This window comes from Chitinophaga sp. MM2321, assembly GCF_964033635.1.
GTDB lineage: Bacteria > Bacteroidota > Bacteroidia > Chitinophagales > Chitinophagaceae > Chitinophaga.
Genome location: NZ_OZ035533.1, coordinates 2,906,098 through 2,920,303 on the forward strand (window position 1 = coordinate 2,906,098; position 14,206 = coordinate 2,920,303).

Consider the following 14,206-nt stretch of genomic DNA (forward strand, 5'->3'; position numbering starts at 1 on the left):
GAAATAACTTGTAACACGGGTTGCAGTCCTGGCTTTTGCCGGTTCAAAATGATAGCGCACAATAAAGCAGGAAGATCAGACCGGTTCGAATTCGATTACCTCTAAATCCATTGACAATGTGATTCATTGTTTCTATATTCAAAATAATTAAAGTATTTTTTAACTTAAATCTAACTAATCATGATGTTCAAACTTATCTTATCATTTTTGCTTTTAACAGCTTGTTTTGTTGCGTTTAGTCAAGAAAAGCGATCTGGAGAATCCCAAAAAGATAATATTTCTGTTGCTGAAAAGGGCTTAATTAAGATATCGATCATGTACCCTTATGCCGAGGGTAAAACTTTCAATATGGAATACTATGAAACTAAGCACATGCCTATGGTTGCGAGTTTTTTAGGGTCAAATTTGGTTAAATATACTATTGAAAAAGGGCTTTCCAGTGGTATTCCTAAGCAACCTTTACCTTTTATGGCTATTGGCACTTTTTATGTAAAAAGCTTAAGTGAATATCAAGCGGCCGTCGCTCCAAATAGAGATGCGATTCGTGCAGATTTTGTAAACTATACCAATGTCATTCCTATCATCTTGGTAAGTGAAGTCGTAAAATAAAACCAACTTATTTTCTGAAGTAACGCGCAGGCTCTTATCAAACCTTTTAATCGACATCCAGGCAATATCTGTAATATTTTTCTGTATCATTTACGCATTTTATAATTTAGTCACATTAAATACATTTTTGTAATTTGCTCTTATCATCGGACTTTTTTTAAATAGATTTGTTAAAACGTGACCTGAATGTTTGAAAAGTTTGCAGCGTATTTAAAGGAAAAAGCCAGTCTTACCGACGAGCAATTAGAAGAAGTACGTGCCGTTACAATCAACAAAAGATTGCGTAAAAGGCAATACCTCCTACAAGAGGGCGATGTATGTCACCATAATTGTTTCCTGGCAAAAGGTTGCCTGCGATTATACCGTGTTGGCGATGACGGCGTGGAACACATTCTGAGGTTTGCAGTAGAAAATTGGTGGATCAGCGATCAGGAGAGTTATAATAATGGAATTCCTTCCAAAAATAATATTGACGCACTCGAAGACAGTGAACTTTTACTGATCGAAAAAAATGATTTCAACCGTATAGTCAGTAGCTTTCCAAACTTCAGGACTTTCAGGGATGCCTTAAAAGCCAAGAGTTATGATGTCAGTCAAAACAGGATCATGAGCAATATCAGCGACACTGCCGAAGAAAAATATATAAATTTTATAGAATCTTATCCGGACATTTTTAACCGCGTACCACTTCATATGATCGCCTCTTTTCTTGGTGTTTCCCGCGAGACATTAAGCCGGATCAGAACGCAATATGCCAAAGCGCATTAACTATACTGGTTATGCACAGCCAATTCCCAAAACAGGCTTCTTAAAGTTTTCCTTTCGCGTTCACAAAATGTTTCAGGCGAACGTTTAATGTGATAAATGTCACGCTCAATTTGTGTTAAATGTCCTTGTTAACCAGGCTTCAATATTAGCAACTTTGCAACAGAAAAGACAGATATTGTTCCGTACTTTATTTAAATAGCTTTTCTAATAGGGTCAATGGAAAATTATAATTTTATGATTGATCAACTCCTGGATCAATGGGAAAACAAGATACAGGAAACGACAGATCTGTTTGTAGCTATTGGAGAACAGTTTGCAATGGAACCGGTGGCTCCGGGAAAAAACAGGGTGATTTACCTCTTAGGCCACCTGATCGTTGCGAGTGACTGCTTTTTGGCGGCTTTGGAGCCTGACGCAAGACGTTATCCGGAATACGAGGCGCTTTTTCTTACACCTCAGCATCATGCCAATGAATATCCTGCCTATGAGCTTTTATTGCAGCAATGGGTTTCCATCAATGAAGTATTGTCTGCCTATCTCAGGCAACTGAATCCGGCTGACTGGAAATCAAAACATAATTATATCAGCGAAACTGATTTTATTTTTGAACCAAAGAGGAACAAATTCAATGTGCTGCTGAACAGAAATGCCCACCTTTTTCACCATGCAGGGCAATTAGCGCTGATCCGCACCCAATAAGCTGAATTCCATGTATCATAAAATCCTCCTGTAGCCAATGAACAAATGGCTCTGCAAAACCGGTTCTCATTTCCGATAAATTCCAACAGTCAAAATTGATTCTTAGCTGTACGTGATCATTATAGAGTTGTACCAGACAGCTACAAAACATAATACCACGCTGAATATAATCCGCCTTGCAGCAAATAGAATCGGGATAAAGCCGACCGGATTTTATGGATCTCTCATGTGCACACAGATTCGTTTGGAATCATATACTGTGACATTTATCACATACAAATTCGTTCAAATGTCCTCGTCCTTTGGAGCAGGTTATCGGAACTTTGGTAAAAAATAAAGGAGAATAATATTATGTATAACAAAACAAATTGGCCGGCAGATCAGGATCCAAAAATGTCTGCAATCTATGCGCTGAATGACATCGATATTAAAGCATCGGCAGAGGTGGTTTGGAAATTATTGGTCGACGCGGAAAACTGGGTGAGATATTTCCCGCCTGAAGACCAAGTGAAGATATTAGGTAATAAAAAAGAACTGGAACTGGGTACCAAATGGACCCGCACAACTGTTGGTTTCCTTATGCATCTGACCGTAACCGAGTTTGAACCTAACCACAGACTGGCCTGGAAAACGACCGTTGACGGTGACGAGACCGGTTCAACCGCTTACCACGGCTGGGTGATCACACCCACGGAAGAGGGCGTCCATGTCCTGACCGAAGAAACACAGCAGGGTGAATGGTTTCTGGACATATTGGGCCACAAACATCCGGGAGGCCTTTACACTTACCACCAGTATTGGGTGGAAAGGCTTAAAGTTGCAGCCGAAGCAATGGCAGCAGGCAAATAAATCCCGGAAGGAAAGACCATAGGAAGAGGCGTTTGTTCCTTTTTCAGGTTACATTTTATAAAAGCAATTATCAAAACAATTAAAACATAAAGATCATGGATCTGCAATTAAAAGGAAAAACCGCCCTTGTTACCGGCTCAACTACCGGGATTGGCTTTGCCATAGCAAGGTCGCTGGCACATGAAGGCGCAAAAGTTATTGTTAATGGGCGCACCCCCGAGCGTGTGAATACAGCTGTTGAGCAGATCAAAACGGAAACCGGTAACCTGAACATCTATGCGGCGGTGGCAGATCTAGAACAGGTGGACCAGGTAAATACCCTTATTCAGCAATATCCGAAAGTAGATATCCTGGTCAACAACGCCGGTATTGCCCAGCCGAAAGCATTCAAAGATATTCCGGATGAGGAATGGCTTGATATCTATCAGGTGAACGTAATGAGTGGTGTGCGTCTTTCGCGTGCCTATATAGAACAGATGCTGAAAGCCAACTGGGGCCGCATCATATTTATCTCCAGCGAATCGGGTGTTCAGATCCCTGCGGAGATGATACAATACGGGGTTTCCAAAACCGCGCAGATCGGCTTGTCACGTGGATTAGCAGAAATGACCGCAGGCACAGCAGTTACGGTGAATACCGTTTTACCGGGACCGACATCAACTGAGGCCATTACTAATTTCATGAAAGCCACCGCTGAACAGCAAGGCATCAGCGGTGCGGAAATGGAAAAAGTGTTTTTCACAAGCATGCGTGGCACCTCACTACTTAAGCGTTTTATCAAGCCGGAAGAAATTGCGAGCTTCGTAACCTACATCGCCAGCCCGCTTTCAGCGGCCACAAACGGCGCGGCACTTCGTGCCGACGGCGGAGTGATCAAATCTGCATTTTAACAATCTTCATTAAATATCAGTAAATAAGAATAGCATGAAAACAATCGGGATAATTGGCGCCGGCCATATTGGACAATCTGTTGCCGGACAACTGCTGAAAAATAACATATCAGTTTTGATCAGTAATAGCAGGGGGCCTCAAACTCTTGAACTTGTCATTCGCAAATTAGGCAAGGATGCAAAGGCGGTAACAACTGCGGAAGCAGCCACAGCTGAAATTGTGGTGCTGGCGTTGCCCTGGTGGGAAGTTAATAAACTGACCGGCCTGATTGATTGGAAAGATAAACTTGTGATCGATATCACCAACGAGTTCCTGCCGGGTGGTAAGATCGCTGACTTAGGAGATAAAACATCAACCGGCATTGTGCTGGAACAGATTCCGGGTGCCCGTATTGTCAAAGCATTCAATACCCTTTTTGCAGCAAGGATTGCAGCAGATCCGGTAGTCGGTGAAGGCCGCCGGGTAGTTTTCGTTGCCGGAGATGATGAAGGTGCAAAAGCAGAAACAATCGAACTAATCAATACAATCGGTTTTGCTCCTGTCGATCTGGGTACATTGTCCTCAGGCAGCAGGTTTATCGAAGCAAGAGGGGTGTTTTCAGGTGTCCATATGGTCAAACTTTAACGTACATCTATAAGTCAAAAATGGAAAAAAGGGGTGGAAAAACGCTGCCACCTCTTTTTGACTACCTGACTATACACCGTTGATTCATAGATGATGCTGGCAAGAGTGGTCGGATACACTTAGCCTACCACAAATCATTAAGTTCCACTGGGTTGAAAAATATGTTGTAAGGTGAATGCTTACAAACAATGTGTCCTCGCGGTAGGGCTTTCAGCCAAATTTTTGAATGCTCCGTAGCGCACAGTTGGATGAATCCGGGAACAGGATAAGGAAAGCTCTAATAGATAATAACACGCCTGTAACTGGTGCATGGACTGTAGGGGACCATATTATTGCAAAGAATGAATCGTGTAGAGAGAATATCAGGAAAATCCGGCTAATAAATGTTTACTGCTTCATGTACTCGCTATTTTTCACCTCTTTCATGACCTCATTGAACTTCTCCGGTTCCTCAAAGGGCATTATATGGGCGGAATTTTCAAACCAAATCAGTTCTTTGTGCGGGGCAGAGAGGAAATTGAAATAACGCGCTATAAGCTTAGCATTGGTATTGTAATCAAACCTACCGGTAATAAAAAATACGGGTACTGTTAATTTTGGTATGCTTTTGAAAAGATCTGCATTTAAAAGACTTGGCCAGAGGGCGTTTATGGAAAACATCTCACCTTCTGCATTCAAAGAATCATTATAAAGTTTATTCTCGCCGGCAGTAATTCCCTTAAAGATATCGTTGTAATTACGCTTTCCATGAACCACCCCACCAAAGTACATTAACCATTTGCGCTGAACAAAGAGATCGTTCAGTCCTGAAGTCCCCGTGGATGGGTAACGGGCTGTCAATGGGCGAAGTTCAAGCAATGCTTTTGTATTATGCTCTTTTTCTGCCATTTTTATGGCATAGGCGAGACCAATTTTTTCGCTCTCCCTCATACTGACCACCTGACCGACCCCGACATAGGCCTGAATGTCTTCAGGGTAACGTTGTGCAACACTGATGCCCAGCAGTGAGCCCCAGGAATGTCCAACCAGAAAGATCTTTTGCTTGCTAAACTTTTTTTTTAGTATGCCGATAAGTTGATGGGTATCTTCAATGAGTTGGTCCAGGGTCATGCTGGATACCGGAATCTTTGGATCATAGGAAAGGCCTGTGCCGCGCTGATCCCAGTTCACGACCGTAAAGCCGGAATCTAAAGCCGTATTATAGGACCTGAAAAACCGGAGCTCAGAAAACCCTGGCCCACCATGAAGCAGCAGCAGTATGGGATTATTAATTGTATCGGAACCGGTAATCAGGATTGTCTGTTTGATCCCACCCAGTGTGACTTTCTCCAGTGAATGAATGGTATCTGTTTTTTTGTCTGTTAAAGGCTGGGCATATGCATTGCCGGCCATGGTGAACAAGGCCAATAGCCCCAGCATTCCCCCTAATGCATTTATATTCCTATTTTTCATCAGCCAGAAAAGAACAGAAAAACGGGTCATACAACACTTGTTTTAAGTTAACAAAAACTGGTTCAGCTTCACTTCCCTCTGGTACGAAACCCGAAGGCTTAATCATATAAATGTTCGTTACATTCAGCGTTCCAATTGAATGCTTTTCAGGTGCGTTTTTCCGGGAAAACGCACCTCTTATTTATTTTAATGCATCCACTGCATAAGCGCGGCATTTTTTAACCTCAGCTACCGCATCAGATCCGGCAGGGATGTTATATTCAAGCTCAATCGTAGCCGGGAACTTATATTTGTTCTTTTTCATCAGCTGCAATGCCTCTTTTATTGGTGTATCTCCCCCACCCCATGGCGCGTTTGGTCCGTCATGAAACTTACGGTCTTTAACGTGGATACTCGTAATACGGTCGTGATATTTTTCCATGAATGGTATTGGGCTGCTGCTGGTACCCGAAGCATAGTGTCCAATATCAAGGTTTATACCATTATATTTTGATTGACTTAAGGCAGTATCCCAAAGTGTTGGGGTGGCTTGCGTATGGGCGTGGTAGCCTAACATCATTTTATGTTTGGTAGCCAAATCGCCAAGGCGTTTGGTTTGGGCTTCGTTGGGCAGTTCAACAGTAACGTGGTTACAACCCAGGGCTTTGCCTGCGTTAAATGCGTACTCAATTTCGGCATCGGTATTTGTTGCACCGAGGGCGTTTGGTTTCCAGGCGTAAATGCTTACACCGGCATCGTTATACATTTTGCGCAACTCTTTAAATTTATCCATGGCCACACCTGCACGCCATTCGGCCATTTTTGGTGCAAAATCTGCTTTGCTCTGGCTGGCAGCCCGTTTAGGTGCGCCTGCATAATCTTCGGCAGCATCGCCCATTAGTTCAATGGCATTTATATTACAGTCGATGCAATATTTCAGCAGGTCTTCAGCCGTGGTGGGCATGCTGCGGAACGAATAAGTGATCACCCCAATCTGCACCCCATTTATTACTGAGTTTGGCTTATTGGCAGCACCTAAAAATGATGCCGCGAAAGATGTTTTTGAAAGGAACAGCATGCCAGTGGCAGCAATTGCCCCCGTACCGATAAACTGGCGCCTGCTAATGTTTTGTTTTTTCATATTGTGGATTTTGTCGATATATTTGACAGATAATAAAGTTATCAAATTTATTAATACAGAAAATTATGTATTAAAAGCTTTACTATTTCGAATAGCGGTGTCTAAAAAAACAGTCATCCCCGTTTACAACTTAATGTAACTTTACTTAGATTGTTTTCCTTCCAACTCTTTTAGTCGATTATTTAACGCTAATAACAATCGCTCCTGATTCAATATCAGCTGTTGCTGCTTTTCCAATTTCTTATTCTGATCAATCAAGTACAGCGTCAATTCTTCTATTTTCTTCATTTGTTTTTGTTGCATCTCACCCATATCCAAACCCTCATTGACAATTTCAGCTTCAGTAGGAATGTCAGGAAGATGTTTATTATGGGTAATATGCATTTCCAATTCAGATAATGATGGCAGAACATAGCTGGAATCAAATACACAATCCGCCCAACCAGTCAATGTTACTTTTACCTTTTGGGCGGTAATGGTCCCTGCCACAGCTAGTAATGACTGAGGATTAGGTGTACCAATACCTACATTTCCTGCTGAATTTATGCGCACACGCTCTGTACCGAAAGTCCCAAAAACTATATTCCGATGCATGTCAGGTATTGTCGAATAGCCACTTAGGTCAATATACGATTTCGTATTTCCACCGGTACCTCCACCTGCACTCAGCCTTAAAAAACCATCGTCACTGTAATAAGATGTGGCGCTCTGTCCCCGGATTTCATTAGAAGTACCATTAACAATAGCAGGGCGATTGCTGGTATTGGTCAACCCAGAGTTTATGGATACCCCACCAGTTACCTGAAGTTTACTAAACCCATCATCTGTAGCTCCTAGTACTATACGATTAGTGGTTTTATTCCCATTTGTAGTTACGGTTTGTAAGTCTTGCGCATGAACATGTACAATAATAAAACCTAGGGCGATGGAGAACAAACATTTCTTCATAGATATATTATAAATTTAATGCCTTTAAAAGTAATTTATTTTTCTTATCCAAAGTATTTCCCCTCCTTTAAATTATAGCCGCTTATGTTTTTGTAATACCAAAACCGTTATTCTTCATGCTTTCGCATTCCTTTAGCTTAGTACTCATGATATTTTCTTTTTAAAATTGCCCGGAAAGGCTGTCGTAAAGGTCTTCCCCCATCTGTAACTATGGTAACCAAGCTGGTAGGCAATCCATCTCAATCATATTCAATAACAAAACACTGGCTTTTTCTTTTCACCGGCAACCCGATCTCCCCTCCCATCCCCGCTGCATTTCCCCTTCATCGTGTTTCAGTGTTAACAATGGCCAAAAACGTACGCTTACTTTTCATTTTACGCATCCCTGGAAGGAATATCCTCCAATGAATGTGATTGGTGTTCACGGACCTGCGGTCAGCTTTGATAAAGGATTAACCTGGCCATGGAGCGACAAAATATTTTCAATGGCATCGATAAATGAAAGCGAATTGGATATTCAGCAATTACTGTACAAATAATTCTGTAATGATAATAAGTTTTTTTTACGTTGATTTTATTGTCAGGTTGTATTTTTTGTTCTGCCCAAACAGTAGAAAAAAAGGTATCGCTTACAGGGATCTGGCATTTTCGAATTTATAATGTATGGCGGTGTGCAACAGGAACTGTAAGTTCTTCAATAGTGAATCCGATAAATTATACAACTTCAATATTTCGAAGGATAACATCATGCTTCTAATTAATCTGGGCACTGAAGATCTTTGACGGGGATAAAACTTTTAGTTAAATTACATAAGGCTCTACTGTCTATGTTGTGCTAGGACTCTTTTATTATTATCTTTTTGTTCCTGATTTCATGGATGTCCTAAAACAATGTTCGCCTTCCTATCTGCCGGAGAAACCAGGAAGATGGCAAACTTTAAAGTGATGTACAAAAATCCCTTACTCGTGATTTTAATTACCTATTCAGAAGCATTACCTATTGGGTTCGCAGTTGCCTTGGTGAGTGGATTTATATTAAAGAAAAAAGTAAAGACCTATTCAATAAATAACTAAAGCACATTGGACATGAAAACACAGATAACCACATTTTTGACCTTCCAGGAAAACAACGCTGAACAAGCGATGAACTTTTACATCGGTTTATTCGAGAACTCCAAAATTATAGGCATCCAGCGTTACGAAAAAGATGGGCCAGGGAAAGAAGGATCTGTTATGAAAGCTACATTTAAACTTAATGGAAAGGAATTTATATGTAGTGATAGTTTTATCAAACATGACTGGACCTTCACCCCAGCGATCTCCAACTGGGTGGAATGCGAAAATGAAAGTGAATTGAAAACGCTTTTCTCCAGGTTAGGGGAAAATGGATTTGTGATGATGCCATTGGATAATTATGGCTTCAGCCAGAAGTTTGGATGGGTTGCCGATCAATTCGGAATTTCCTGGCAATTGAATTTGAATTAAGGTTATTGCTTGATTAGACGGCGACCAGGATACAAGAAATTGGTGGACAGAAGTATTATTAACGAATTAGATTTCCCTTTTGTGACCACCGGGCTCCATTAGCAAGCTGTTTTTGCGTAGCAAAAACAGCTTGCTAATGGAGCGAAGATCCATTCAATTTCTGCAACCGGATGGCGTAGCCGGCCGGTTTATCTCTGCATACAGGTTGCGAAGCTACCTGTATAATCTTCCCGAACTGGTGGCAACGCCGCCAGTTCAATCTTCGCAAACGAGTAGCAAGGCTACCCATTTTATCTGCTCTCCGAAGCGTATTTGCTGGTGAAAGGAAAAACAGGCATCCCACAAAACAAAAGTGCTTTATGACCAGATGTTTTTTCCGATGCAGTCAGGTAGTATTCCACCGTTGCAAAAAACATCCGTTCATAAGGCACCAGCCCGCGGTAGCGACACCAGGTTAAACCATCCGCTGTAATTCTACTCGATTATACTAAAATAAGACACAGTATTAACATGTCTTTTATAGGCTGATGGATAAAAAAAGCTAAGGCCGGCATTCGTCCGGCCTTAGCTTTGCTAACTACACAAATTTTGTGACCCACTGGTACAAAACTCGAACCTTTTACTTTTGGATCTTTGCAAACTCGCTCAAATCGAGCATTTTTGAAAGTCAATACCTTCGTTTTTGTGTCTCCAACTTCAGGTCAATTAATGAATCTGTAATAAACAAAACTACCCAGCCGTTTCGCATCCATAGCAATGCTGTCAAAATCTCAAAAAACGTAGCATCTTTATTCGATGGCTCTGCTTTTTTCAACAATTTCCTGACCTTCTGATTTACACCAATAATGCTTTACAGCAAATCCTGATATTTGCCTAATTGATAAAATAAAGGCGCTATACGAGCGTCTTGCATGGCTTTAGTAACGAAAATCTTATTGGCCCAAAAATGATTTGAGTATTTGTTCTTTATTCATTTAAAACTTATGTATATTGGATTGAGCTTCACAACTATGATCAACACCGTAAATTAAAATTACCCTGTACCAAACAATCAAAGCTAATCCCTAAGAAATGATAAACAAAGTAGAACAACTAATATCCATTGGTAAATTCCGAAACTATCGGGCAACTGGCCAAGTCAATTTTAAAAAAATGACTTTAATCTATGGAGACAATGGAGGTGGCAAAACAACGCTAACTTCTGTATTCCGTTCTCTAACTACAAACAGGCCGGAGATTATTAGAAGCCGAATTTCAACAAATCATACGGCAGCCCAAGCTGCCCAGATAACCCAAATCGGGACGCCAGCTATATTCCATACTTTCGGGGCTGCCGGCTGGACTAATCAATTCCCTGATATTGAAATTTTCGACATTCACTTTGTCAATGATAATATCTATTCTGGTTTTGACTTCAATGAAGATCAAAAAAAACAACTACATCAATTTGTTGTCGGCGCACAAGGTGTCTCTATTCAGAATCAAATCGAACAAAATAAAATTGATAAGGCTACTTCAAAACAAATTCAAGTAAATGTTGAATCACAGTTAATTCAACAAGTCGGGAATAACTTAACCTCTACTTTAATTAACAACTTTCTTTCGATTCCTCCAGCACTAACAACCGGTATTGATCAACAAATTGCAACAGCAAAAACAGTATTGGCGGCCGCAAATGCAAATGCTATTATACAATCACTACATACTCTTTCTCCCATACAGCAAACAACTTCGGGCATTAATTTCGCGTCTCTCATCACGGACCTAAAAACAACGTCTCAAGCTATGCAAAATGAGACTTTGGAAGCCTTGTTTTCAAACCACTGTCGAGACTTGGCAGCCAACGCTCTTGATGGGCCCGAAAATTGGCTGCGCAAAGGGTTTGCATATGTGGAGAGTAAGCAGACAGCGAATGAAGCGACAATTTCATGTCCATTTTGCAAACAGACCATTAATGAAAATGTTGAGATATTAAATGCATACATCAGTAAATTCAATGAAAATTTCAACGCATTGGTTCAACGGCTTCAAGCACACCTCAACACACTACAAAACTTTAACCTGGAAGCGGCCATACAAGCTATGAAGAATATCAACCAGACTAATTCAGAAAGGATAGCTTCGTGGGCTACACACTTACCAAACACCTCCCAACCACCGATATTTAACATTGTTGCTGACGAAGTAGCGTTGAATGCAGAATTTCAAATTTTGATTGCTTCTGTCCAACAAAAAATACTAAACCCTACAATAGCCGTTACTACCGATGCCGTTACCGCTTTTCAGGCTTCAGGAGAAGCCATTAAGGCCAAGACATATCACTACAACCAAAGCGTCACAGTTTATAACACTGCAATCACAGCTTTTCGTTCGACTATTCAGGCAGTTCCAGCAGCCCAACTCGAGGTTGATAAACTAGAAAGAATAAAAAAAAGATTTGAACCTTCTATAATTGCACTTTGCAATCAACTGTCTACTGAAAGACAAACCCTTAAGGGTTTAGAAGCTGTCTATCCACAGTTATCTCAACAACAGCAGGTAGCAGCAACAACATTTTTCAGTAGTTACCAAACTCGAATAAATCATTATTTAGGAACTGTTTTCAAAACCCATTTTAGAATAGACAATGTTGTTCATGTTCCTCCACAAGGAAGGGCAACTCAAAGTAAAATATCTTACAAGTTGACAATTGACGGGAAAGATATTTCATTTACCCCCAATCAGCCATTTCACGCAAAAGAATGTTTGAGCGAAGGTGACAAAAGTACCATTGCTTTAGCATTTTTCCTGTCCAAACTTGACATTGACCCGAATCAGCATAATAAGATTTTAATTTTTGATGACCCATTATCCAGTTTGGACACCAATCGCAGAACTTATACTATTGGTATAATAAAACATTTGTTTCAACATTTAAAACAAATCGTAGTATTAAGCCATAATGAATATTTCTTACATGAAATTGGTAAAGACATTGCACTAGCCCATAAGTGTACCCTTCGTATTAAGGAAAATTTTGCCGCTAAGGCATCTGAAATAGAAGCTTGTGATTTAAACGAGTTAGTAAAAACAGAATACTTTAAACAAATCGAAGCTCTGGAAGGCTTCAGAACAAATCCTGATCATTCTATAAAAGATTCGGTATTAGGGTGGTTGAGAAACGTACTTGAATCCCACCTACGCTTCAAATTCTATCGGGAAATCCGTTCTATGACGGGGCAACAAACCTTTGGAAGGTTAATTATGTTTTTAAATACCTATCCGGTTACCTTTAGAAATAATGCTAATCGAGCATCAATTATATCTTCACTCAATCTTATCAATGGGGTTTCCTGGAAGACACATCATGGCGATCCAGCTCCCGACTACACGACTTTGGGAATGAACCCTAATACGATTTCCGCACCTGAATTAGACCATCTTATACAGGATACACTTAGCCTTATAGAAAATCAACTATGACAAGTAATTGAGCGAATATTTTATGGTGGGGCCGGTATTATCATCTTAATACGCAAGTAATGGCTATTGATCCCGGAGAAGGGGCTCTTAAAGGATCAAAAATGATGAGTTGATAAAAGCTAAAAAGGAGATGATCAAAATTGAACGTCTCCTTTTGTGATCCCCTTGGGACTCGAACCCAAGACCCATACATTAAAAGTGTATTGCTCTACCAACTGAGCTAGGGAATCCTTTACTGTACTGCTGTTAAGCGGGGTGCAAAAATAGGAATTAAACTTTCTCTACCAAATTTTTTTTCGCAAAAAATTAAAGTTAGGTACGATTACCTATATGAAAAAGACAATCCCCATACTCGCTGTAGCATTACTGGCGGGCGCCTGCCAACCAACAAAAGAATATAGGCATACCCGTAATTCCTATAACAAAATAGCTTCTTCATTTACCTATACCAAGAAGCTGGGCTAAATAAAAAGCCGCCAGCTTTGCAGCATGGCGGCCCGATAAGTATTTTAGGTACCGGCTATTCATCCATTCCATCACTGTTATTAGCGCCGGCAGTTTTGCTGCTGGAAGCGACCATTGCATTGATGCTATCTATTTCGTCTTTGGTGAAATAGCGCCATTTGCCGGGGGCCAGGTCTTTCAGTGAGATGTTCATGATGCGGGTACGTTTCAGCGATTCTACGTTGTAGCCTAGCGCCTCACACATGCGGCGTATCTGCCTGTTTAGCCCCTGGGTGAGGATGATACGGAACTTGTGGGGTCCTTCCTGTTGCACAAAACATTTCTGTGTGGTTACGCCCAGGATCCGCACACCGTTGCGCATCGCTTTGATAAATTCCAGGGTGATGGGTTTATCTACGGCAACAAAATATTCTTTTTCGTGCTGGTTGCCTGCCCGCAGAATTTTGTTGACGATATCACCATCGTTGGTGAGGAAGATAAGCCCTTCTGAACGCTTGTCCAGGCGCCCGATCGGGAATATGCGGGATGAGAAATTAATATAATCAATAATGTTGGTCTTGTCCTTCAGGTCAGTGGTACAGGTGATCCCTTTGGGTTTATTAAGGGCAATGTATACGGTAGCTTTCTTCTTTTTCAGCGGTTCGCCATCAACTTCCACTACGTCGCCATCCTTTACCCTGTTGCCTTTGGAGGCAATGTTGTCGTTGATGGTTACACGGCCCTGTTCTATGTATTTATCGGCTTCCCTTCTGCTGCAAAAGCCTGTTTCGCTAATGTATTTGTTAACACTTGTGTCCATAGTTACCTTTGAATTCGGCTGCAAATTACTTAAAA

14 protein-coding genes and 1 tRNA gene are annotated in these 14,206 nt (G+C 41.0%); 10 read left to right on the plus strand and 5 right to left on the minus strand.

Annotated features, from left to right (window positions below; translation table 11 throughout):
• Positions 1-180: 180 nt before the first annotated feature.
• From ABQ275_RS11335 to ABQ275_RS11360, 6 genes are all read left to right on the plus strand, one after another.
• The gene (locus ABQ275_RS11335) at positions 181-609 is read left to right on the plus strand and encodes an EthD family reductase (RefSeq protein WP_349318419.1); all 429 of its coding nucleotides are present in this window, start codon (positions 181-183) and stop codon (positions 607-609) included.
• 186 nt (positions 610-795) lie between these two features.
• Positions 796-1,377: a Crp/Fnr family transcriptional regulator gene (locus ABQ275_RS11340; protein ID WP_349318420.1), complete on the plus strand. Its 582-nt coding sequence runs from the start codon at positions 796-798 to the stop codon at positions 1,375-1,377.
• Positions 1,378-1,611: 234 nt separating this feature from the next.
• Complete coding sequence (locus ABQ275_RS11345; RefSeq protein WP_349318421.1) at positions 1,612-2,076, plus strand: DinB family protein; 465 nt, start codon at positions 1,612-1,614, stop codon at positions 2,074-2,076.
• 351 nt (positions 2,077-2,427) lie between these two features.
• Positions 2,428-2,925 carry an SRPBCC domain-containing protein gene (locus ABQ275_RS11350; protein WP_349318422.1) on the plus strand — a complete coding sequence of 166 codons (498 nt, stop codon included), beginning with the start codon at positions 2,428-2,430 and terminating at the stop codon, positions 2,923-2,925.
• Between the two features lie 95 nt (positions 2,926-3,020).
• The gene (locus ABQ275_RS11355) at positions 3,021-3,815 is read left to right on the plus strand and encodes an SDR family oxidoreductase (RefSeq protein WP_349318423.1); all 795 of its coding nucleotides are present in this window, start codon (positions 3,021-3,023) and stop codon (positions 3,813-3,815) included.
• A 34-nt stretch (positions 3,816-3,849) separates the two neighbouring features.
• Positions 3,850-4,440 (plus strand): NAD(P)-binding domain-containing protein, encoded by a 591-nt coding sequence (locus tag ABQ275_RS11360; RefSeq protein ID WP_349318424.1) that lies wholly within the window; start codon positions 3,850-3,852, stop codon positions 4,438-4,440.
• A 387-nt stretch (positions 4,441-4,827) separates the two neighbouring features.
• On the opposite strand, the gene ABQ275_RS11365 is transcribed toward ABQ275_RS11360, so the two are convergent.
• From ABQ275_RS11365 to ABQ275_RS11375, 3 genes are all read right to left on the minus strand, one after another.
• Positions 4,828-5,922, minus strand: coding sequence for an alpha/beta hydrolase (locus tag ABQ275_RS11365; RefSeq protein WP_349318425.1), 1,095 nt, complete (start codon positions 5,920-5,922; stop codon positions 4,828-4,830).
• 151 nt (positions 5,923-6,073) lie between these two features.
• Positions 6,074-7,012 (minus strand): TIM barrel protein, encoded by a 939-nt coding sequence (locus tag ABQ275_RS11370; RefSeq protein WP_349318426.1) that lies wholly within the window; start codon positions 7,010-7,012, stop codon positions 6,074-6,076.
• 141 nt (positions 7,013-7,153) lie between these two features.
• The gene (locus tag ABQ275_RS11375) at positions 7,154-7,960 is read right to left on the minus strand and encodes a hypothetical protein (RefSeq protein ID WP_349318427.1); all 807 of its coding nucleotides are present in this window, start codon (positions 7,958-7,960) and stop codon (positions 7,154-7,156) included.
• Between the two features lie 1,086 nt (positions 7,961-9,046).
• Between ABQ275_RS11375 and ABQ275_RS11380 the strand changes: the two genes are divergently transcribed.
• The 3 genes from ABQ275_RS11380 to ABQ275_RS11390 all read left to right on the plus strand — a co-directional run bounded on the left by ABQ275_RS11380 (position 9,047) and on the right by ABQ275_RS11390 (position 12,907).
• The gene (locus ABQ275_RS11380; RefSeq protein WP_349318428.1) at positions 9,047-9,445 is read left to right on the plus strand and encodes a VOC family protein; all 399 of its coding nucleotides are present in this window, start codon (positions 9,047-9,049) and stop codon (positions 9,443-9,445) included.
• Between the two features lie 136 nt (positions 9,446-9,581).
• Complete coding sequence (locus tag ABQ275_RS11385) at positions 9,582-9,767, plus strand: hypothetical protein (RefSeq protein WP_349318429.1); 186 nt, start codon at positions 9,582-9,584, stop codon at positions 9,765-9,767.
• 749 nt (positions 9,768-10,516) lie between these two features.
• Entirely contained in the window at positions 10,517-12,907 is a 2,391-nt protein-coding gene (locus tag ABQ275_RS11390) for an AAA family ATPase (protein WP_349318430.1), read from the plus strand.
• A 157-nt stretch (positions 12,908-13,064) separates the two neighbouring features.
• On the opposite strand, the gene ABQ275_RS11395 is transcribed toward ABQ275_RS11390, so the two are convergent.
• Positions 13,065-13,137: transfer RNA gene (locus tag ABQ275_RS11395), tRNA-Lys, on the minus strand.
• A gap of 100 nt (positions 13,138-13,237) precedes the next feature.
• On the opposite strand from ABQ275_RS11395, the gene ABQ275_RS11400 reads away from it, so the two are divergent.
• A complete protein-coding gene (locus tag ABQ275_RS11400; protein WP_349318431.1) occupies positions 13,238-13,372 on the plus strand; it encodes a hypothetical protein in 135 nt (44 codons plus the stop codon).
• 55 nt (positions 13,373-13,427) lie between these two features.
• On the opposite strand, the gene rluF is transcribed toward ABQ275_RS11400, so the two are convergent.
• Positions 13,428-14,171, minus strand: a complete 744-nt coding sequence (gene rluF / locus ABQ275_RS11405) for a 23S rRNA pseudouridine(2604) synthase RluF (protein ID WP_349318432.1) — start codon at positions 14,169-14,171, stop codon at positions 13,428-13,430.
• Positions 14,172-14,206 lie beyond the last annotated feature (35 nt).